At 60.9% G+C, this 19,454-nt stretch carries 16 protein-coding genes; 7 read left to right on the top strand and 9 right to left on the bottom strand.

What is annotated here, in order from left to right:
* Nucleotides 1–11: 11 nt before the first annotated feature.
* The 7 genes from AC1Z1G_RS01460 to rfbB are packed head-to-tail and all read right to left on the bottom strand — an operon-like array spanning nt 12 to nt 7,118.
* Nucleotides 12–467, bottom strand: a complete 456-nt coding sequence (locus AC1Z1G_RS01460; RefSeq protein ID WP_483624267.1) for a YiiD C-terminal domain-containing protein — start codon at nt 465–467, stop codon at nt 12–14.
* A gap of 49 nt (nt 468–516) precedes the next feature.
* Entirely contained in the window at nt 517–1,902 is a 1,386-nt protein-coding gene (locus AC1Z1G_RS01465; RefSeq protein WP_483624269.1) for a sigma-54-dependent transcriptional regulator, read from the bottom strand.
* Nucleotides 1,899–3,707: an ATP-binding protein gene (locus AC1Z1G_RS01470; RefSeq protein ID WP_483624271.1), complete on the bottom strand. Its 1,809-nt coding sequence runs from the start codon at nt 3,705–3,707 to the stop codon at nt 1,899–1,901. The genes AC1Z1G_RS01465 and AC1Z1G_RS01470 overlap by 4 nt, the downstream gene beginning before the upstream one ends.
* A 36-nt stretch (nt 3,708–3,743) precedes the next feature.
* Nucleotides 3,744–4,625, bottom strand: coding sequence for a dTDP-4-dehydrorhamnose reductase (rfbD, locus tag AC1Z1G_RS01475; RefSeq protein WP_483624273.1), 882 nt, complete (start codon nt 4,623–4,625; stop codon nt 3,744–3,746).
* Nucleotides 4,622–5,167, bottom strand: a complete 546-nt coding sequence (rfbC, locus tag AC1Z1G_RS01480; protein ID WP_483624275.1) for a dTDP-4-dehydrorhamnose 3,5-epimerase — start codon at nt 5,165–5,167, stop codon at nt 4,622–4,624. The genes rfbD and rfbC overlap by 4 nt, the downstream gene beginning before the upstream one ends.
* Entirely contained in the window at nt 5,164–6,039 is an 876-nt protein-coding gene (gene rfbA, locus AC1Z1G_RS01485; RefSeq protein WP_483624277.1) for a glucose-1-phosphate thymidylyltransferase RfbA, read from the bottom strand. Before rfbA ends, rfbC begins: the two co-directional genes overlap by 4 nt.
* On the bottom strand, nt 6,036–7,118 hold the full coding sequence (gene rfbB, locus AC1Z1G_RS01490) for a dTDP-glucose 4,6-dehydratase (RefSeq protein WP_483624279.1): 1,083 nt from the start codon (nt 7,116–7,118) through the stop codon (nt 6,036–6,038). Before rfbB ends, rfbA begins: the two co-directional genes overlap by 4 nt.
* Before the next feature lie 201 nt (nt 7,119–7,319).
* Here rfbB and AC1Z1G_RS01495 point away from each other — a divergent pair, with 201 nt between their 5' ends.
* The 4 genes from AC1Z1G_RS01495 to AC1Z1G_RS01510 all read left to right on the top strand — a co-directional run bounded on the left by AC1Z1G_RS01495 (nt 7,320) and on the right by AC1Z1G_RS01510 (nt 12,959).
* Complete coding sequence (locus tag AC1Z1G_RS01495; RefSeq protein WP_483624281.1) at nt 7,320–10,232, top strand: aminotransferase; 2,913 nt, start codon at nt 7,320–7,322, stop codon at nt 10,230–10,232.
* 289 nt (nt 10,233–10,521) lie between these two features.
* Entirely contained in the window at nt 10,522–11,400 is an 879-nt protein-coding gene (aguB, locus tag AC1Z1G_RS01500) for an N-carbamoylputrescine amidase (RefSeq protein WP_483624283.1), read from the top strand.
* A 5-nt stretch (nt 11,401–11,405) separates the two neighbouring features.
* Complete coding sequence (gene aguA / locus AC1Z1G_RS01505) at nt 11,406–12,512, top strand: agmatine deiminase (protein WP_483624285.1); 1,107 nt, start codon at nt 11,406–11,408, stop codon at nt 12,510–12,512.
* Nucleotides 12,513–12,758: 246 nt separating this feature from the next.
* A complete protein-coding gene (locus AC1Z1G_RS01510) occupies nt 12,759–12,959 on the top strand; it encodes a hypothetical protein (protein ID WP_347903270.1) in 201 nt (66 codons plus the stop codon).
* Between the two features lie 57 nt (nt 12,960–13,016).
* Here the strand turns inward: AC1Z1G_RS01510 and AC1Z1G_RS01515 are convergent, their stop codons facing one another.
* Nucleotides 13,017–15,110, bottom strand: a complete 2,094-nt coding sequence (locus AC1Z1G_RS01515) for a TonB-dependent receptor (RefSeq protein ID WP_483624287.1) — start codon at nt 15,108–15,110, stop codon at nt 13,017–13,019.
* Nucleotides 15,111–15,372: 262 nt separating this feature from the next.
* On the opposite strand from AC1Z1G_RS01515, the gene AC1Z1G_RS01520 reads away from it, so the two are divergent.
* The 3 genes from AC1Z1G_RS01520 to AC1Z1G_RS01530 all read left to right on the top strand — a co-directional run bounded on the left by AC1Z1G_RS01520 (nt 15,373) and on the right by AC1Z1G_RS01530 (nt 18,018).
* A complete protein-coding gene (locus AC1Z1G_RS01520; RefSeq protein WP_483624289.1) occupies nt 15,373–16,068 on the top strand; it encodes a DsbA family protein in 696 nt (231 codons plus the stop codon).
* A 27-nt stretch (nt 16,069–16,095) separates the two neighbouring features.
* Entirely contained in the window at nt 16,096–16,491 is a 396-nt protein-coding gene (locus AC1Z1G_RS01525; protein WP_483624291.1) for a nuclear transport factor 2 family protein, read from the top strand.
* 237 nt (nt 16,492–16,728) lie between these two features.
* Nucleotides 16,729–18,018, top strand: coding sequence for an OprD family porin (locus tag AC1Z1G_RS01530; RefSeq protein ID WP_483624293.1), 1,290 nt, complete (start codon nt 16,729–16,731; stop codon nt 18,016–18,018).
* A 103-nt stretch (nt 18,019–18,121) separates the two neighbouring features.
* Here the strand turns inward: AC1Z1G_RS01530 and AC1Z1G_RS01535 are convergent, their stop codons facing one another.
* Nucleotides 18,122–19,264, bottom strand: a complete 1,143-nt coding sequence (locus AC1Z1G_RS01535) for a lysozyme inhibitor LprI family protein (protein ID WP_483624294.1) — start codon at nt 19,262–19,264, stop codon at nt 18,122–18,124.
* Between the last annotated feature and the right edge of the window lie 190 nt (nt 19,265–19,454).

Raw genomic sequence — 19,454 nt, forward strand, 5'->3', positions numbered from 1 at the left:
GCTCTCATGTCTTAGCGGTGCAACACGTACTGCCCGGTAAATTTCACCGCATCCTCATCACTGTCGGCATTGACGATGCGCGTGTGCAATGCCAGCCGTGCCCGGCCATAACGCTGGTACGTGGTCAGGAATCTCTTCCACGTCGCTGCGCTCGGGGCATCGCAGAGGGCAACCGCGTCGGTGGTGACCGGCAGCGGGTAGCTGATCTGGCCCTCCTGAATCACGATATGCCCGTCCTCGACGCCTTCTTCGCGCAGGCGTAAATGCAACCAGCCCCACCCCGCCAACACCGCGCCGCAGTACAGGCTGCCGCCGAACATGGTGCTTTTGTGGTTGACGTTGGCTTCCAGCGGCAGTTGTAAGCGCAGTTGCTGAGCCTGCCAGTCGAGCACCTTCAGGCCCATGTCCCGTGTCAGAGGAATGTCGTGGTGCAGGATTGATTCCAGGTAACGGCTATCGCGGTTCATGCACGGGCCTCGGGCTCAAGGTGTCTGTTTAAAGGTTAGTCGGCGCGGCTCAATCGGGTTCGTCGCTGTTGTTGGCGAACGTCAGGCCGTGCTTGCGCAGTTTGTCGTGCAAGGTCTTGCGCGGTATGCCCAAGGCCTCGGCGAGGCTGCGCATGGAGTTGTGGGAGCGCGCCAGCTCGGCAGCGATCAGGCTCTTCTCGAAGTTTTCCACCTGCTCGCTCAAACCGCCGCTGAGGTCCGTCGTGATCGTGCCGGCGCTGGCGTCCGTCGCGTTGTTGTCCAGTTCCAGCTCCAGGCCCAGGGCAAAGCGTTCGGCGGCGTTTTGCAGTTCGCGCACGTTGCCGGGCCAGGTGTGGCGCAGCAGCAAGGCGCGTTGCCCCGGTTGCAATTCGTGAGGGGGCAGGCCGTGGCGGCCGCTGGCTTCGTCGGCAAAGTGCTGGAACAGCATCAGCACGTCTTCACCCCGTTCGCGCAGCGGCGGGATGCGCAGCGGCGCAACGTTCAGGCGGTAATACAAGTCCGCGCGAAAACGTCCCTGATCGGCCGACTGGCGCAGGTCTTCCTTGGTGGCGGCGATGATGCGGATGTCCAGCGGGATCTGCTGATTGCCACCCAGACGCTCGACGACCCGCTCTTGCAGCAAGCGCAGCAATTTCACCTGGACATCCAGGCTCATGCTTTCGATTTCATCGAGGAACAGCGTGCCGCCGTTGGCGAATTCGAACTTGCCGATGCGGCGTTTTTGCGCGCCGGTGAAGGCGCCGGGTTCGTGGCCGAACAGTTCGCTCTCGACCACCGACTCGGCCAGCGCCCCGGCGTTGATCGCCACGAATGGTCCGCTGCGGCGGTTCGACAAGTCGTGCAGGGCGCGGGCCACCACTTCCTTGCCGGCGCCGGTTTCGCCGAGGATCAGCACGTCGGCGCGGGTGGCCGCCAGGGCACCGATCTGCTCGCGCAGGCGCAGCATGGGCGCCGATTGGCCGACCAGTCGCGTACTGAGTTCATTGCGGTCACTGAGGGCCAGACGCAGGCTGCGATTCTCCAGCACCAGTTGGCGCAGGGCGAGGGCACGTCGCACGCTGTCGAGCAGGGCGTCGCTGGCGAAGGGTTTTTCGAGGAAGTCATAGGCCCCGGCGCGCATTGCCTGCACCGCCAGCGGCACGTCGCCGTGGCCGGTGATCAGCAGCACCGGCAGCTCCGGGTCCTGGGCGTGCAACTCGCTCAGCAGTTCGAGGCCGTCCATGCCCGGCATGCGGATGTCGCTGACCACCACGCCCGGCCAGTCGCGCTCAAGGCGAGCGGCCAGGCCCTGGGCTTCGGCCAGCGGCAGGACTTTCAGCCCGGCCAGGTCAAGGGTCTGGCTCAGGGCCTGGCGCAGATGGGGATCGTCGTCGATCAACACCACTTGCACCCGATTGTCGACGATGTTGCTCATGAGCTGCGGTCCTCGGACGGTTGCAGGCTGACGCCGGGTGCGCCAGCGCGCAGCCTCAGGGTGATCAAGGCGCCGCCTTCCTTGTGGTTGGCAAACGACAGTTCACCGCCGAAGGCGCGCATCAGGGTGTCGCAAATGGCCAGCCCCAGCCCAAGGCCCTGGGTGCGGGTCTTGGTGGTATAGAAGGGTTCGCCGGCCCGACCCAGGGCTTCCATGCAGAATCCCGGACCGTTGTCGCGAATGTACAGATTGACGCCGTCGGCGGTGGATTCGGCACTCAGCCAGAGTCTGCGTGGCGGGCCTTTTTCGGTCAGCGCGTCGAGGGCATTGGCCAGCAGGTTGCCCAGCACCTGCCGCAGACGGGTTTCGCCGGCCTCGACCCACAGCGTGGCGGCCGGCAGGTCGCGGATCAACTCGACCTCCATGCTCCGCCGCCGCTTGGCCAGCAACGCCAGCGCATCGTCGAGCGCCGGTTGCAGCGCGACGCTTTCCGGTGCGTGGCGGTCGCGACGGGCGAAGGCTCGCAGGTGGGCGATGATCGAGGCCATGCGCCCGGTCAGTTCGCTGATCAGTTTCAGGTTGCCACGGGCGTCGTCGGTGCGTTGATGGTCGAGCAGCACTTCGGCGTTTTCCGCGTAACTGCGGATCGCCGCCAATGGCTGGTTGAGTTCATGGCTGATACTCGCCGACATGGTGCCCAGCGCCGACAACTTCCCAGCCTGCACCAGGTCATCCTGGGCACGCACCAGTTCCTGCTGCGCCTGCTCGCGCTCCAGTACTTCCTGTTTGAGTCGCCGGTTGAGGCCTTCCAGGTCGCTGGTCCGCTCTGCCACGCGCATTTCCAGTTCGCGTCGAGCCTTGGCTTCGAAGGCGATGCGTTCCAGGTAGTGACGACGGCGCTGCATCAACAGCCCGAGCAGCAGCATCACCACCAGCAGCGTCGCGCCGCCAATGGCGACCACGGTGCGCACCGGACGGTCGATCAGGGTGCGCGGGGCGAGGATGCTGACGCTCCAGCCGGTTTCTTCGATTTGCTGGGTCTGGGTCAGCCAGGCGCTGGGGTTGAGGTTCAGCGGTTGTGGATCGCGGGTCGGGTAGGGCTGGACTGCCGCGATGGCCTGGCGGTCGTCATCGCTCAGGGGGCGGGTCGCCCGAAAGCGCCATTCCGGGCGCGAGGTCAGAATCACCACGCCATTGTGGTCAGTCAGCAGCAGTTGTTCCGGGGTTTTACCCCAGAGGCTTTCGGTGTGGTCGAGGTCGACCTTGACCACCAGCACGCCGAGGATCTGTTCGCCATCGCGCACGGCGGCGGCAAAGAAGTAGCCACGTTTGGCCGAGGTAGTGCCCAGGCCGAAGAAACGCCCGAGGCGGCCCTGCATGGCCTCGCTGAAATAGGGGCGGAAGGCGAAATTGCGCCCGACGAAGCTGTCGTGTTTGTCCCAATTGGACGCGGCCAGGGTCTTACCGCGTGTGTCCATCAGGTACATGACTTCAGCGCCGGTCTGGGCGCTGATGTTTTTCAGGAACCGGTTGGCATTGCCCTGGGTGACACCATCGTCCGGTGCCCCCAGCACGGCCCGTAGCGCCGGCAGGTCGCCGAGGATTTGTGGCAGCACTTCGTAACGGTGCAGGGTGCCCAACAGGTTGGCGACGTAAAGGTCGAGGGTCTGACGGTTCTGCCCGGCCAGTTCGCTGCGGTAGTAACGCTCGGCCAGATGCTCCAGCGGCCACAGCAACGGCGCGAGGCACAACGCAAGCAGGGCAAGGCTGCGCCAGCGGGGTCTGCGGGGGAGGGTCGGAGTCATGAGCATCGGGCGCCTGTGGGTACAGGCGCATTATGCCTAGGCTTGTTCGGCAAGACACTCGCGCAGCGCGTCGCGCCAGTCGGGCTGGCTGACATTCCACTGCTGTAGCAGTCGGCTGCAATCGAGACGTGAGTTCAGCGGGCGCGTGGCAGGCGTCGGATACTCGCTGGACGGGATCGCCTCAAGGCTTGCGCACGGCAGGTGTCGGGCCTGTAATTGTTCGGCGATGGCCTGGGCAAAACCGAACCACGAGGTTTCACCCTGGGCGCTCAGGTGATAGGTGCCCCAGGCACCCGCGTGGCCCGACTGCCAGCGTTCGATCAGTGCGCGAGTGCTCCGGGCGATGGTGCCGGCCCAGGTCGGCGCACCGATCTGGTCCGCCACAACGCGCAGGTGTGGTTTCTCTTGCAGCAGGCGTTGCATGGTCAGCAGGAAGTTACGCCCGTGGCTCGAGTAGACCCAACTGGTGCGCAGGATCAGGTGCATCCCACCGACGGCAGTGATGGCTTGCTCACCGGCCAGTTTGCTGGCGCCGTAGACGCCCAGCGGGTTGGGCGTGTCCGCTTCGGTATAGGGCGCGGTTTTGCGACCGTCAAACACATAGTCGGTGGAGTAGTGGATCAGCGGGATACCCAGCGCAAGCGCTTCCTCGGCAAACACCCGGGGCGCCGTGGCGTTGATCGCGAAGGCCAGTTGCGGTTCGCTTTCGGCCTGATCGACCGCGGTGTGGGCGGCGGCGTTGATGATCAGGTCCGGGCGCAGCGTACGCACCTGCTGGCGGATCTGCTCGGGCTGCGCCAGGTCAAGTTGCTCGCGTGCGCACACGATCACTTCACCCAGGTCCTTGAGGTGTTTTTGCAACTCAAGGGATACCTGGCCGTGCTGGCCGCTGATGAGGATCCTCAAGGGGGTGTTCATGCAAATACATCCGCCTCTTTGAACCGCACACCAGCCTGGTCCTTGACGGACAGTTGGGGCGCTTCGTCCAGTTGCCAGTCGATGGCCAGGTCCGGGTCGTCCCAGCGAATGCAACGCTCGGCCGATGGCGTGTAGTAGTCGGTGGTTTTGTAGAGAAATTCGGCGTAGTCGCTGAGCACCACAAAACCATGGGCGAAGCCTTCCGGGATCCAGAGCTGGCGGTTGTTCTGCGCCGACAACCGCACGCTGGCCCAGCGTCCGAAGTTGGGCGAGCTGCGGCGGATATCCACGGCCACATCCAGTACTTCGCCGGCGGTGACCCGCACGAGTTTTCCTTGAGTGTGTTCCAGTTGATAGTGCAGGCCGCGCAGCACGCCTTTTTGCGAGCGTGAGTGGTTGTCCTGCACGAACACTTTACTCAGGCCGGTTGCCTGCTCGAACGCCTGCGCATTGAAGCTTTCGTAGAAAAAACCGCGCTCGTCACCAAATACCTTGGGTTCGATAATCAGAACGCCGGGCAGCTCAGTGAGCGATACATTCATTGGTGTTCTCCCGCGATGGTGAAAAGGTACTGGCCGTAGCCTGTCTTGCCAAAAAACTGGGCTCGCTCCAGCAGATGTTCGCGGTCGATCCAGCCGTTCTGATAAGCGATTTCTTCGAGGCAGGCGACTTTCAGCCCTTGGCGGTGCTCGATGGTCTGCACGTATTGCGAAGCTTCCAGCAGGCTGTCGTGTGTGCCGGTGTCGAGCCAGGCGAAGCCGCGTCCGAAGCGTTCGACCTGTAGATCGCCGCGTTGCAGGTAGGCATTGTTGACGTCGGTGATTTCCAGCTCACCGCGCGCAGAGGGCGTCACAGCCTTGGCGATTTTTATGACGTCATTGTCGTAGAAATAGAGCCCGGTGACGGCGTAGCTGGACTTTGGCTTCTTGGGTTTTTCTTCGATTGAAATGGCACGCCCTTCACTGTCGAAGTCGATGACACCAAAGCGCTCTGGATCTTTGACCCAGTACCCGAATACCGTCGCACCGCTTGAGCGGCGGGCCGCGTTTTTCAGTTGTTCGCCGAAATACTGCCCGTGGAAAATGTTGTCGCCCAGGATCAGGCACACCGGGTCATCGCCAATGAACGCCTCCCCGATCAGGAATGCCTGGGCGAGGCCGTCCGGGGATGGCTGTTCGGCATAGCTGAAGTGCACGCCGAACTGGCTGCCGTCACCCAGCAGGTTGCGGTACTGCGGCAGGTCCTGCGGTGTGGAGATCAGCAGGATGTCTTTGATACCCGCCAGCATCAGCACCGAGATCGGGTAGTAGATCATCGGTTTGTCGTAGACCGGCAGCAACTGCTTGGAGACCCCAAGCGTAATCGGGTGCAGGCGCGTGCCTGAACCGCCCGCCAGAACAATGCCCTTCATCATGCAATCAGATCCTTAAAGTCGGTAAAACCCAGGCGTTCGCCCTGATAACTGCCGTCCTGAACCCGGCGGCACCATTCCAGGTTTTCCAGGTACCACTGGACGGTCTTGCGCAGGCCCGTTTCGAACGTTTCTTGCGGAACCCAGCCCAGCTCGCGCTGGATTTTGCCGGCGTCGATTGCATAGCGCTGATCGTGGCCAGGACGGTCCGTGACGAAGGTGATCAGGTCGGCGTAGTGCCCGACGCCTGCGGGTTTGTGTGGCGCCAGCTCTTCGAGCAGTTGGCAAATGCCGCGCACCACGTCGATGTTTTTCTGTTCGTTATGGCCGCCGATGTTGTAGGTCTCGCCGACCACGCCTTCGGTGACAACCTTGAGCAAGGCGCGGGCGTGGTCTTCGACGTACAGCCAGTCGCGCACTTGCAGGCCATTGCCGTACACCGGCAGCGGTTTGCCTGCCAGCGCATTGAGGATCACCAGCGGAATCAACTTTTCGGGGAAGTGGAACGGCCCGTAGTTGTTCGAACAGTTGGTCAGCAGCACCGGCAACCCGTAGGTGCGCTGCCAGGCGCGGACCAGGTGGTCGGACGCAGCCTTGCTGGCCGAATACGGCGAACTCGGCGCGTAAGGCGTGGTTTCGGTGAACAGATCGTCGACGCCGTGCAGGTCGCCGTAGACCTCGTCCGTTGAGATGTGATGAAAGCGAAACGCGCTTTTTTCAGGTTCCGCCAAGCGCTGCCAGTAGGCGCGGGTGGCTTCCAGCAGGCTGTAGGTGCCGACGATGTTGGTCTGGATGAAATCCGACGGACCGTCGATGGAGCGGTCGACATGAGACTCCGCCGCCAGGTGCATGATCGCCTGTGGCGCAAAGCGTTCCAGCACCGCGCTGACCGTGGCCTGGTCGACGATGTCGGCCTGAACGAACTCATAGCGGGTATCGGTCGCGATGCTGCTCAGCGATTCCAGGTTGCCGGCGTAGGTCAGCTTGTCCAGGTTGAGCACTTCATGGTCGGTGTGGGTAATCAACTGGCGCACCAGGGCCGAACCAATGAAACCGGCGCCGCCGGTAATGAGAATGCGCATGTAGGTCGCCTGTTTAGCCTGAGACAGTCGTGAAGCGAAGGATCATAGCTTGTCGGCAGCACCGGGGTGGTGCAATAGGGGTGTTGGTCGGATTTGTCATTTATCGGGATTTCGCGGCGACGGGCGACTGACCTCCGGGGGTTGCTTATCGTCGGTCACGGTGGCGATATAAGCGCCTAAAAACATTTCAGGGGTTGATGTATGCCGCTCGCCACGTTGATTCATCGCGTCAGTCTTCCGGGCCCGCAGGTGACTGCACAGCAGGCGCTGGCGCTGTTGCGCGAACACTATGGGCTGAGCGGCACGCTACAGGCGTTGGGCAGTCAGCAGGACCTCAATTACCGGCTCGACTGTGAGCAGGGGCGCTTCGTCCTGAAGATTTGCCGTGGCGATTATGCCGCGTTGGAATTGCAGGCCCAGCACGCGGCCCTCAAACATCTGGCGACACAATGCGGTGTACGGGTGCCACGGGTGATTCCGGCGAACGACGGCCGGGACTTGCTCACCCTGGAGCTTGCCGGGCAAGAGGTGCACGTGCGTTTACTCGACTACATCGAGGGGCGGTCGCTGACTCGCCTCACGCATTTGAGCCCGGCGTTGGTGGCAGACCTGGGGCAACTCTGCGGGGAAATGGACCTGGCCCTGGCCGGGTTCGAACATCCGGGACTTGAGCGAACGTTGCAGTGGGACGCCCGGCACGCACAGGCGCTGATCGCTCATCTGCTGCCGATCATCAGCGATGAGCGTCAGCTCGCCGCAATCGCCGAGGCCGCCCGCCAGGCCGGGCAGCGCTTGCAGCCGCTGCTGGCGAAGCTGCCGGTGCAGGCGATTCACATGGACATTACCGACGACAACGTGGTCTGCCAGCGCGATCAACAACGTCACTGGCAGTTGCAGGGCGTGATTGATTTCGGCGACCTGATCCGCACCTGGCGCATCACCGACCTGTCGGTGACCTGCGCGGCGTTGTTGCACCACGCCGAGGGCGATCCGTTCTACGTCCTGCCGGCGGTGCGGGCGTATCACGCGGTCAACCCGTTGCAGCGCGAAGAGTTGCAGGCCCTGTGGCCGCTGATCGTCGCGCGGGCGGCGGTGCTGGTGCTCAGTGGTGAGCAGCAGGTGAGCATCGACCCGCAGAATCAGTACAGCCGCGACAACCTGAACCATGAGTGGGAGATCTTCCGCGTCGCGACTTCGGTGCCCTTCGCGTTGATGGAAGCGGCGATTCTCACCACCGTCGGTGAGTCGCTGCCGGCTATCGCCAGCGAAGGTTTTGCGCCGTTGCTGCCGAGCCTGGTGGGCCGCGAGTTTGCCTTGATCGACCTGGGCGTGTTGAGCGAGCATTTCGAGGCCGGCAACTGGGTGCAGGCTGGCATCGACCAGCGTTTACTGGTCGAAGCGGCCCGCGTGCACGGGTTGGCGGCCAGCCGTTATGGGCAGTACCGTTTATCCCGCACTCGCCCGGACAGCGCGGTCGAACCGGACACCTGCCCGCTGCATGTGGCGTTGCAGGTGCCCCACGGCACGCCCGTGGAAGCGCCGTTTGCCGGCGTGTTGCAGGTGGCCGCCGATGGTCGGGTGCAACTCGACAGCGCGCAGTTGAGCGTGCGTTTGTGGGGCGTCAGCGCGTCGTTGCATTCGGGGGCCGCGCTGCTCAAAGGGCAGGTGCTGGGGGAGGTCAGCGGGGCGTTGCAGGTTCAGTTGAGCCGTGGCGCGGACTTGAATCCACCGCTGTTTTGCACACCGTCCCGCGCAGCGGCATGGCAGGCGTTGTGCCCATCCCCTGCGGCGTTGCTGGGGCTCGCGTGCGACGCGCAGATCGAGCTTGATCCGCAGGCCCTGCTGGCCCGTCGTGATGCGAGTTTCGCCCGCTCGCAAAAACACTATTACGTCGACCCGCCGCGCATCGAGCGGGGCTGGCGCAACCACCTGATCGACATGCAGGGCCGTTCTTACCTGGACATGCTCAACAACGTCGCGGTACTCGGCCACGGCCACCCGCGCATGGCTGCCGAGGCGAGCCGCCAGTGGTCGTTGCTCAACACCAACTCGCGGTTCCACTACGCCGCCATTGCCGATTTTTCCGAGCGCTTGCTGGCGTTGGCGCCGGACTCGATGGACCGGGTGTTTCTGGTCAACAGCGGCACCGAGGCCAATGACCTGGCGATTCGCCTGGCGTGGGCCTACAGCGGCGGTCGCGACATGCTCAGCGTGCTGGAGGCGTATCACGGCTGGTCGGTGGCGGCCGATGCGGTATCGACCTCGATTGCCGACAACCCCAAGGCCCTCAGCAGTCGCCCGGACTGGGTGCACCCGGTGACCGCACCGAACACCTATCGCGGTGAATTCCGAGGCCTCGACAGTGCGCCGGATTACGTGCGCAGCGTTGAACACAACCTGGCGAAAATCGCCGGGCAGCAGCGGCAACTGGCGGGGTTCATTTGCGAGCCGGTATATGGCAATGCAGGTGGGATTTCGCTGCCGCCGGGTTACCTGAAACAGGTCTATGCGTTGGTTCGCGCCCAGGGCGGCGTGTGCATCGCCGATGAAGTGCAGGTCGGCTACGGACGCATGGGCAAGTTCTTCTGGGGTTTCGAAGAGCAAGGCGTGGTGCCGGACATCATCACCATGGCCAAAGGCATGGGCAACGGCCAGCCATTGGGTGCGGTGATCACTCGTCGGGAGATTGCCGAAGCACTGGAAGCCGAAGGTTACTTCTTCTCGTCGGCCGGTGGCAGCCCGGTCAGTTGCCGGATCGGCATGGCGGTGCTGGACGTGATGGAAGAGGAAAAACTCTGGGAGAACGCTCAGGTTGTTGGCGGTTATTTCAAGGAGCGGCTCGAAGCCTTGATCGACCGCCATCCGTTGGTCGGCGCGGTGCATGGTTCAGGTTTTTATCTGGGGGTGGAGTTGATCCGCAACCGCGAAACCCTGGAGCCGGCCACCGAAGAAACCACCCTGCTGTGTGATCGCCTGCGTGAGCTGGGCATTTTCATGCAGCCGACCGGTGACTACCTGAACATCCTCAAAATCAAGCCGCCGATGGTCACCACGCGCCAGAGTGTGGATTTCTTTGTCGACATGCTGTCGAAGGTGCTTGCAGAGGATCTGTAACCACATCCCCCTGTGGGAGCGAGCCTGTTCGCGATGAGGCCAGTAGATTCAATATCAATGTTGACTGTCAGACCGCCATCGCGAGCAGGATCGGTTTTTAAGTTCGATTATTATCGATATTAAATAGAATTATTTCGTGATCATTGAGGTTTATCGCTTTTAAAGCCGATTTTTATCGGCTATAAAGTCACCGTCACGCCACGGTGCGAATCATCACGCCTGGCCGTTCCCGTTTCTGTCATCGGTCCCTGTCACCCTCGACCCTCTGCACTTGCCCAGGAGATGATTCATGAGTCGTATCGTTACCGTCGCCGCTACCCAGATGGCTTGTTCCTGGGACCTTGAAGCCAACATCGAGACCGCTGAAAAACTGGTCCGTGAGGCTGCTGCCCAAGGTGCGCAGATCATCCTGATCCAGGAGTTGTTCGAGGCCCCGTACTTCTGCCAGAAGCCGAACCCGGATTACCTGCAACTGGCCACGACCGCCTCCGACAACGTTGCCATCAAGCATTTCCAGAAAATCGCCAGGGAACTGCACGTGGTGTTGCCGATCAGCTTCTACGAACTGGCGGGGCGCGCACGTTTCAACAGCATTGCGATCATCGATGCCGACGGCAGCAACCTCGGGATTTATCGTAAAAGCCACATCCCGGACGGTCCTGGCTACCACGAGAAGTACTACTTCAACCCGGGCGATACCGGCTTCAAAGTCTGGAACACCCGTTACGCGAAAATCGGCGTGGGCATCTGCTGGGACCAGTGGTTCCCGGAATGCGCCCGCAGCATGGCGTTGCTGGGCGCGGAAATCCTGTTGTACCCGACCGCCATCGGCAGCGAACCGCACGACAAGAGCATCTCGTCCCGCGACCACTGGCAGCGCGTTCAACAAGGCCATGCCGGTGCCAACCTGATGCCGTTGATCGCCAGCAACCGCATCGGCAACGAAGAGCAGGACGGCTACGACATCACCTTCTACGGCTCGTCGTTCATCGCCAACCCGTTTGGCGAGAAGGTGCAGGAACTCAACGAAACCGAAGAAGGCGTGCTGGTTCACAGCTTTGACCTCGACGAGTTGGAGCACATTCGCAGCGCCTGGGGCTCGTTCCGTGATCGTCGCCCGAACCTATACAATGCGATCAAAACCCTCGACGGTTCCCTGGAGTCCTGATCACTATGACCACTTTACACAGCACCCCACGCGCCGACGGCTTCTACATGCCCGCCGAATGGGCGCCACAAACCCAGGCCTGGATGGTCTGGCCCGAGCGCCCGGACAACTGGCGCCTGGGTGGCAAGCCTGCACAAGCCGCGCACGTGGCGGTGGCCAAGGCTATCGCGCGTTTTGAACCGGTAACGGTTGCCGTGTCGGCGGCCCAGTACGAAAACGCGCGCGCGCGTCTCGACGTGCCGAACATTCGTCTGGTCGAGATGTCCAGCGACGACGCCTGGGTCCGTGACACCGGCCCGACCTTCGTCATTAATAACAGTGGCGAAGTCCGGGGTGTCGACTGGGATTTCAACGCCTGGGGCGGCTTTGACGGTGGTCTGTATTCGCCGTGGAATCGTGATTCGCAAGTGGCCGGCAAGATCCTCGAGATCGAGCGCAGCCCGCGCTACCGAACCGAAGGTTTCGTGCTCGAAGGCGGTTCGATTCACGTCGACGGCGAAGGTACGCTGATCACCACCGAAGAATGCCTGCTGAACCGCAATCGCAACCCGCACATGAACCGCGCCGAGATCGAAGCCGTGCTCAGCGCGCAGTTGGCTGTGGATAAAATCATCTGGCTGCCGGATGGTTTGTACAACGACGAAACCGATGGCCATGTGGATAACTTCTGCTGCTACGTGCGTCCGGGTGAAGTGCTGCTGGCCTGGACCGATGATCCGCAAAACCCGAACTACCCGCGTTGCCAGGCTGCGATGAAAGTGCTGCAGGACAGCACCGACGCCAAGGGTCGCCCGTTCACGGTACACAAGATGCCTATTCCGGGGCCGCTGTACGCGACCGAAGAAGAGTGCGCCGGCGTGGACCCGGTGGATGGTACGCAGGAGCGTAATCCTAGCGTGCGGCTAGCCGGTTCCTATGTGAACTTCCTGATCGTCAACGGCGGCATCATTGCACCGAGTTTCGACGACCCGCTGGACGGTCCGGCAAAAGAGATTTTGCAGAGCCTGTTCCCGCAACATGAAGTCGTCATGGTGCCAGGTCGTGAATTGTTACTGGGGGGCGGCAACATCCACTGTCTTACCCAACAGCAACCAGCGCCGCACAAAGGTTGAGTGGAGTTGTAACAGCCGGTGTCGTTTGATTGACGCTTTTTATGATGGCTTAAATCTCACGATGCACATCAAGCCTGCCGCCCTTATGGGCTGCGGGCTTTTTTATGTCCGTACGTCGGAAAGTTCCAAACCTTGGCATAGCTCTTGTATCTCTCTGAGGGTACTTCTTGGGAATGTAGAACGGCGATGTTCTGTCATAAACCTTGGATAAGTTAGCCGCTCACGAACCAGGAGAGAGCGCTGGAGATGAACATGGTCAGCGAGCGGACATCGCATCCCTTGGCAATGAATAGCGAATCGCTTCAGGTGCTCGCGCAATGGTTGAAGTCCAACGGAACCCGTCAGGTCAGAGAGCCCGACCCCCGCCGGATCATGGTCGAGCGCTACCCCGCTGGATTGTTCAGCGAAGCAGAACTTGAAGCGTTGTGGGATGTGATGGAAGGATAGAAACCAAAGGATTGGTCAAAGCGCTGCCAGAAGGCAGCGCTTTTTTTTGCCTGGTGTTTAGAAGCTGTAAGTTCCGGTCACCACGAGGCTGCGCGGTGCGCCTGGCTGGATCTGGAAGGCGCTGGTGGACGACGCGTAGTACGTGTGGTCGGTGATGTTGTTCAGCGCCGCGCGCAGGTCCCAATCCTTCTGACGGAAACCGGCCAGTGCGTCCCAGCGGCCATAGCCCGGCAATACGGTGGTGTTGGCGTTGTCGGCGTAACGTTGGCCTACCAGGGTCAGGCCGGTTTCGGCGTACCAGCCCATCTCCGGTTTCCAGGTCAGGAACACACTGGCGTTATGCTTGGCGACGTTGGTCACGCGTTTGCCTTCCAGGCCGTTGTTGTCCTTGACCACGGTAGCGTCCTGCATACCCACACCGCCACGCATGGACCAGTTACCGGTGATCTTGCCGGCGGCGGTCAGTTCGATGCCGCGTGAACGTTGCTCACCGGTGAGTACCATCAAACCAGGGTTATCCGGATCGCTGGTACGACGGTTGTAGAGCTCCAGCTCATACACCGCCAGCGTGGTACTCAGGCGGTCGTCGAACCAGTCGCTTTTTACACCGATTTCTTTCTGCTTGGTCAGCTCGGGGCTCAGGTCGTTGGTGTTGCCGGCTGCGCCCGGCGTGATGCCGATCAGGCCGCCTCCGACCGGCGAGAAGGTCTTGGTCCAGGACGCGTAGAACGAATGGTTTTGCAGCGGCGTCCAGACCACGCCGACCCGTGGGCTGGTGCTGTGGCTGTCGCGGTCTTCGCTGATGTTCTTGAGCTTGTTGGTCGACTCGATGTCGAAGGTGTCGTAACGCAGGCCAGCGAGCAGTTGCCATTGATCGTTGAGGCGCAGTTGATCCTGCACGTAGACGGCGCGGCTTTCGACTTCGGTGTGCGAGTCGCTGAAGGTTTGCATGCGCCCGGTGTGCACGAGGCTGCGATCCGGGTTGTAGAGATTCTGTTCGGGCACGGGTCGGCTGCCCGGACCGGATGGGGCGGCGTTGTACAGAATCGGGTCGCGGCGCTGGCTGCCGATTTCAATCCCCGTAAGCAATCGATGCTCAAGACCAAAGGTGTCGAAGCCGCCTTCAAGTTCCAGGTTGTTGAACACGTTGCGGGTGTTCAAGTCCTGTTGCCAATGCTGGCGCATGTACTTTTTGGTCTTGGTGTTGAAGCCGGTAACGTAGGTATTGTCGAAATCGCTGTTGAGCTTGAACACGCCAAGGGTATGGCGCAGTTGCCAGTTGTCGGCGATCTCGTAGCTGAGTTTCGAGCGCAGGGATTGGGACTTGTCGTCGATAAAGTCGTGCTCGCCACCGTAGGTGGTGTCGCGACCGACATCGGCCGGGCGGCCGCCGACACCTGGAATGCCGCGATCCGGTGTGCGGTTGTAGCGGCTGTATTCGTACTGCACCAGCCAGTTCAGGTCCGGCGTGAGCTGCCAGCTCATCGACGGTGCGAACAACTGGCGATTGCCGCTGACGCCGTCGCGGAAACTGTTCTGGTCCATGTTGCCCATGTTCAGGCGCAGGCTGAGGTTTTCCGACGGGTCGGTGCTCAAGTCGGCGTACAGGCTGCGCAGGTCTTCGCTGCCGCCCTGGGCTTCGATCGTCGAGCGGCGGCCGAACTGCGGCAACTTGCTCACCCGGTTGACGATCCCGCCCTGGCTGCCACGGCCGTACAACACGGCGGCCGGGCCTTTGAGCACTTCGATGCGCTCGATGTTATGCAGGTCGCGCACGTACTGGCTGTCGTCGCGTACGCCGTCGAGGTAGAAGTCGTTACTGGCGTCGAAGCCGCGAATGCGCAGGCTGTCGAAGCGGGTGTCGGCGGCACTGCTGACGTTCGGCATGCCGCTCAGCGCGGTGCCCAGGTCATTAGTACCGTAATCGGCAACATTCGAGGTTTTGATCGAATCGATCGCCTGCGGCACATAACGCACGGGCGTCGCTGTACGGGTGGCGGTGCTGACTTCCTTGACGCGCGGATCATCCAGGTCTGCTTCGGCGCTGATCGAAGTGGCGGGCAATGTCGTGGGGGCAGCGCAGGTGAATCCGGCCGACAACAAGGAGCAAAGCCCCAGTGTGACGGGCGTAAAGCGGAAGGGAGCAGGCATCTGAAGCGCATCCAGGAAGGTTGGAAAATTCGAGGGTGCGAATGGTAATGCTTGCTATTTACTTTCGTTAACTATTCCTGAGCTGACGTTGAGGTAGATTGTTTCAAATTATGTCGCAAATGTGTCCGACGAGTCATGAAGGTGCGTTCGGCGCATTCGACCGATTCGCGAAACAGACTAAAAGCCAATCCGGCGTTTTTCGTTTACCCGCAGAGGCCTAACCTGCCGACATCGAATCAACACGACTTTGCTGGAGCCCTCCATGTCTGCTGCGACCCTTCACTACATCTACGATCCTTTGTGCGGCTGGTGTTACGGCGCCAAACCGCTGGTGCAAGCAGCGCAAGCCGTGTTGCCGGTGAGCGCTCACGCGGGCGGCATGATGACCGGCGCCAATCGGCAGACCGTTTCGCCGCAACTGCGCGATTACGTGATGCCGCACGACCGGCGCATTGCCGAATACACTGGTCAGCCATTCGGCGAAGCCTACTTCGAAGGTTTGCTGCGCGATCACACCGCCGTGTTCGATTCGGCGCCACCGATTGCCGCCGTGTTGGCTGCTGAACACCTCGCCGGCCGTGGGCTGGAACTGCTCGGGCGCTTGCAGACTGCGCACTACGTGGAAGGTCGGCGGATTGCCGATGAAGCGGTCCTGCTGGAATTGGCCGTCGCCATTGGCCTGGAAGCCGAAACCTTCAAGCGTGAGTTCAAGGACGCCCAGGCCAACGAAATCCAGGGCCATATAAAGGACAGCCGGGCTTTGTTGGCCAAAGTCGGGGGGCAGGGCTTCCCGACGTTTGTCCTGGAGCACAACGGCCAGTTCACGCTGGTCGACATCAGTCCATGGCTGGGCAAACCCGAAGCCTTCGCTGCGTGGCTGAGCGAATCGGTGGGGGTGCCAGCCAATGAATCGTCTTCACCGATCCAGGCCTGTGGCCTGAACGGTTGCGCACATTAATAGCCATCACCCGATGCGGAGCGACTTATGGATAACCTGAGCCTGATCAAAAGCACTTATGAAGGCGCGAACTCCCAGGAAAATGCGCGCAACACCGAGGCAGCATTGGCGCCCGATGCGCGCTGGACCGAAGCCGCCGGGTTTCCGTATGCCGGCACTTACGTAGGTTTCGATGCGATTGTCGAGAACGTTTTCAAGCGCCTAGCCACGGAGTGGGAAGGGTTCCAGTTCAAGGTCGAGCACTACGTTGCGCAGGGCGACAAGGTATTTGCCTACGGCAATTACAGCGGTGTTTACAAAGCCACCGGCCGGCCGATGAACGCGCGCGTGGCCCATTTGTGGACATTGGCGGACGGTAAAGTCACCCACTTCGAACAATTCGTCGACAGCCATACCGTGCATTTGGCTATCGCTGGCAAGTGAATTCTTAGACGATTTTCGCCTATTCACAGACGATTCACGAAATTGACACACTGTTAAGGGCGCGGCTAGGATTCGCCCCAACGCCTGTGGCCAAGAGCCATATCTGAAAAAAATAACAAAGGCCCGACACGATTCTTCGTGGCCGGGCCTTTTTGTTTGCGGGTGAAAAAGAGCGCTGAACGCGCCGCATCACCCCACCGGTCACAGCGCGTATCAACCCGTAATAAGGAAAATAATATGTTGAACAAGCGGATCGGTCTGATCGCACTGGGGATTCTGAGCGCTACTCAAGCCATGGCTAACGACCAGGCTGAGTCCAAGGGTTTTGTTGAAGACAGCAGCTTGAAAGTGCTGCTGCGCAACGCCTACATCAATCGCGACAAAAAAGACGGCAACCCCGACCAGCGTGAATGGGGTCAGGCGGCCATTGGCACCTTCTCGTCGGGCTTCACGACAGGCACTGTCGGCGTGGGCGTTGATGCCTTCGGCCTGTACGCCTTGCGCCTGGACAAAGGCAGCCATAGCGGTTTTGGCGGCGTCGACTTCTTCAAGACCAGCAACAACGGCAACCATACGCCAGCAGGCGACCTGGCCAAGGCTGGCGCTGCGGTCAAGTTCCGTGTGTCCAACACTGTCCTGACCTACGGTGACCAGATGCCGGCCCTGCCGGTGCTGAACTACGACAACTCCCGCCTGCTGCCTGAAAGCTACACCGGCACCCTGATCACCTCCAAGGAGATCAATGGCCTGGTACTGGACGCCGGTCGTTTCACCGCCGAATCGCGTAAGAGCGCGGAAGGCCGTGACAGCGGTGGCCTGAAGTCCATCAACGTGTTGGGCGGCAGCTACCAGTTCACCAAAGAGTTCAAGGCAGCGCTGTACGCTTCCGACGTTGAAGACGTCATGAAGAAACAGTACGTGAACCTGAACTACGTGTTCCCGTTGGCCACCGATCAGTCCCTGACCCTGGACTTCAACGGCTACCGCACCGAACTGGACAAGTCCTACGCCGAGTTGAAAAACGCCGGCGGCGAAGACAACAAAATCTGGAGCCTGGCCGCTACCTACGTTACCGGCCCGCACTCGTTCACCCTCGCTCACCAGCGCAGCACCGGCGACAGCAACCTGGGCTACCCGTATGGCGGCTACCAGAACGCGGGCAACCGTACGGGCGACGGTGGCAACACCATCTACCTGGCCAACTCCTACTGGTCTGACTTCAACGCCGAAGACGAGCGCAGCTGGCAACTGGCCTACGGCCTGGACTTTGGCGCTTTCGGCGTACCGGGCCTGACCTATAACGTGGCTTACGTGCGTGGCGACAACATCACCACCAAGGACAGCACCGGCGGCACCGAGCGCGAGATCTTCAACCAGTTCAAGTACGTGGTCCAAAGCGGCCCGGCCAAAGACCTGAGCGTAAAACTGCGCAGCTCGATCCTGCGCGTGTCGAAAAAGTCCTCGGACTACAACGACAGCGGCAACGAACTGCGTGTGTTTGTGGAATACCCAATCAACGTCTTTTGATGCGGGTGGCGTGATCCAGGCCTGATGCAAGGCTGAACTGAAGAAGCCCCGACTGGTTCGGGGCTTTTTTTGACAAGGAGAAATCAACCACTCAGTGCGCCTGCTATAGATCCGGCGCCATCGCAAATTTAAGGTCATTCCCGTCCAGATACACCAGGGCTTCCCGGCCGTTGAACTCGATCGAGTGTCCGGAAACCGCTTCATGTTCCGGCACGATCTTGGACAGGATCTTGGTCGCCAGATCAACGCGCCAGATGCAGGCGCGGGCCCCGTTATTGTCGAAGTAGAGCACGGGCCGGGTTTCGCTCCAGGTCGGGTTGACGATACCCCAGCCGGTGTCCGGAATGCCGGGAGCATCCGGGTCGGCGACACGCTCTGCATAGGTGCCGAACGCTGCTACCGGGTAGTTCAGGGTCAGTTGGTTGTTGAGGGTATTCACGTCTTCGGTCACGTTGGCTTTGGCATTCAGCAAGGTGTTCGACGGCACCTGAAATACCTGCATGCTTTCTTTGGGCGCCTGGCGCGAGGCGAGACGGTAAACCATGCCTTTTTGCAGATTCCCGGCCAGGTGTTGGCGGTAGTAGAAAACGCCATCCGAGATCCCTGCGAAACGCATGCCTTGATCATTGCGGGCGGGTGCCGCCCAGCCGACGAAAGCGACATCACTGGCGATGATGTGCAGGCCAGGTTTGTTATCGACGTATTCGTACAAGTTGCCCACATACCCGTATTCGTCGGGACGGTATTTACCCACGAAGAGCACCACATGCAGGACCCCTGAAATGACAGACGCATCAACGATCTGCTGGTCTCCACCGACTCGAACACCTTCAAACGATGCAAGGGTATAGCGATCCCAGGGTTCGTCTTCGGTCATGGAGTAATGTTGACCCGGAGGAAGGGGTTTCAGGGTGGCCTGGTCTACAGGGGCGACAGGTGTTGCCGGGCTCAGTAAACGTTGTTGCGTACGGTAGGCGTCTTCCAGGCACGATACGGTTTCGCACTCATTGCGCACGTGGCTTAGCCACTGAGCTTCGATCAAGCGAAACACTTGAAGGTGTTTCAGCCCTTTGTACTGTTCGTTCAGTTGTTCATCCAGCGCTGAAAGCACAGGCGTGCCGCAAATGGTCTTTTCCACCTGCGTGGTAGCTTTCGCACAGTCGAACCCGGCCGCTTGAGCGCTGGGTGAATGCAGTGTCAGCATCACGAGGGCGGCGGGAATGATCGACAGCAGCGGGAGTTTCATGAGTACGTCCTTGTTACGCAACGTTGAGCGTTGTTCCGCTCTGTTAAGGCGATCCGGGCCGGGGACATTAAACTAAAAGCCCAGAAACAACAAAGCCCTCGCATTTCTGCGAGGGCTTTGTTTTGTAGGGTGGCACCAGGAGTCGGAAATCAGAGTAACTATCTGTAAATAAAAAACGTATAGAAGTTTG

This window comes from Pseudomonas sp. JL27(2026), assembly GCF_056933555.1.

Bases quoted from the DNA above. Each gene is read 5' to 3' on its own strand.
- AC1Z1G_RS01460 (WP_483624267.1), bottom strand. From the start codon at position 467: ATGAACCGCGATAGCCGTTACCTGGAATCAATCCTGCACCACGACATT.
- AC1Z1G_RS01465 (WP_483624269.1), bottom strand. From the start codon at position 1,902: ATGAGCAACATCGTCGACAATCGGGTGCAAGTGGTGTTGATCGACGAC.
- AC1Z1G_RS01470 (WP_483624271.1), bottom strand. From the start codon at position 3,707: ATGACTCCGACCCTCCCCCGCAGACCCCGCTGGCGCAGCCTTGCCCTG.
- rfbD (WP_483624273.1), bottom strand. From the start codon at position 4,625: ATGAACACCCCCTTGAGGATCCTCATCAGCGGCCAGCACGGCCAGGTA.
- rfbC (WP_483624275.1), bottom strand. From the start codon at position 5,167: ATGAATGTATCGCTCACTGAGCTGCCCGGCGTTCTGATTATCGAACCC.
- rfbA (WP_483624277.1), bottom strand. From the start codon at position 6,039: ATGATGAAGGGCATTGTTCTGGCGGGCGGTTCAGGCACGCGCCTGCAC.
- rfbB (WP_483624279.1), bottom strand. From the start codon at position 7,118: ATGCGCATTCTCATTACCGGCGGCGCCGGTTTCATTGGTTCGGCCCTG.
- AC1Z1G_RS01495 (WP_483624281.1), top strand. From the start codon at position 7,320: ATGCCGCTCGCCACGTTGATTCATCGCGTCAGTCTTCCGGGCCCGCAG.
- aguB (WP_483624283.1), top strand. From the start codon at position 10,522: ATGAGTCGTATCGTTACCGTCGCCGCTACCCAGATGGCTTGTTCCTGG.
- aguA (WP_483624285.1), top strand. From the start codon at position 11,406: ATGACCACTTTACACAGCACCCCACGCGCCGACGGCTTCTACATGCCC.
- AC1Z1G_RS01510 (WP_347903270.1), top strand. From the start codon at position 12,759: ATGAACATGGTCAGCGAGCGGACATCGCATCCCTTGGCAATGAATAGC.
- AC1Z1G_RS01515 (WP_483624287.1), bottom strand. From the start codon at position 15,110: ATGCCTGCTCCCTTCCGCTTTACGCCCGTCACACTGGGGCTTTGCTCC.
- AC1Z1G_RS01520 (WP_483624289.1), top strand. From the start codon at position 15,373: ATGTCTGCTGCGACCCTTCACTACATCTACGATCCTTTGTGCGGCTGG.
- AC1Z1G_RS01525 (WP_483624291.1), top strand. From the start codon at position 16,096: ATGGATAACCTGAGCCTGATCAAAAGCACTTATGAAGGCGCGAACTCC.
- AC1Z1G_RS01530 (WP_483624293.1), top strand. From the start codon at position 16,729: ATGTTGAACAAGCGGATCGGTCTGATCGCACTGGGGATTCTGAGCGCT.
- AC1Z1G_RS01535 (WP_483624294.1), bottom strand. From the start codon at position 19,264: ATGAAACTCCCGCTGCTGTCGATCATTCCCGCCGCCCTCGTGATGCTG.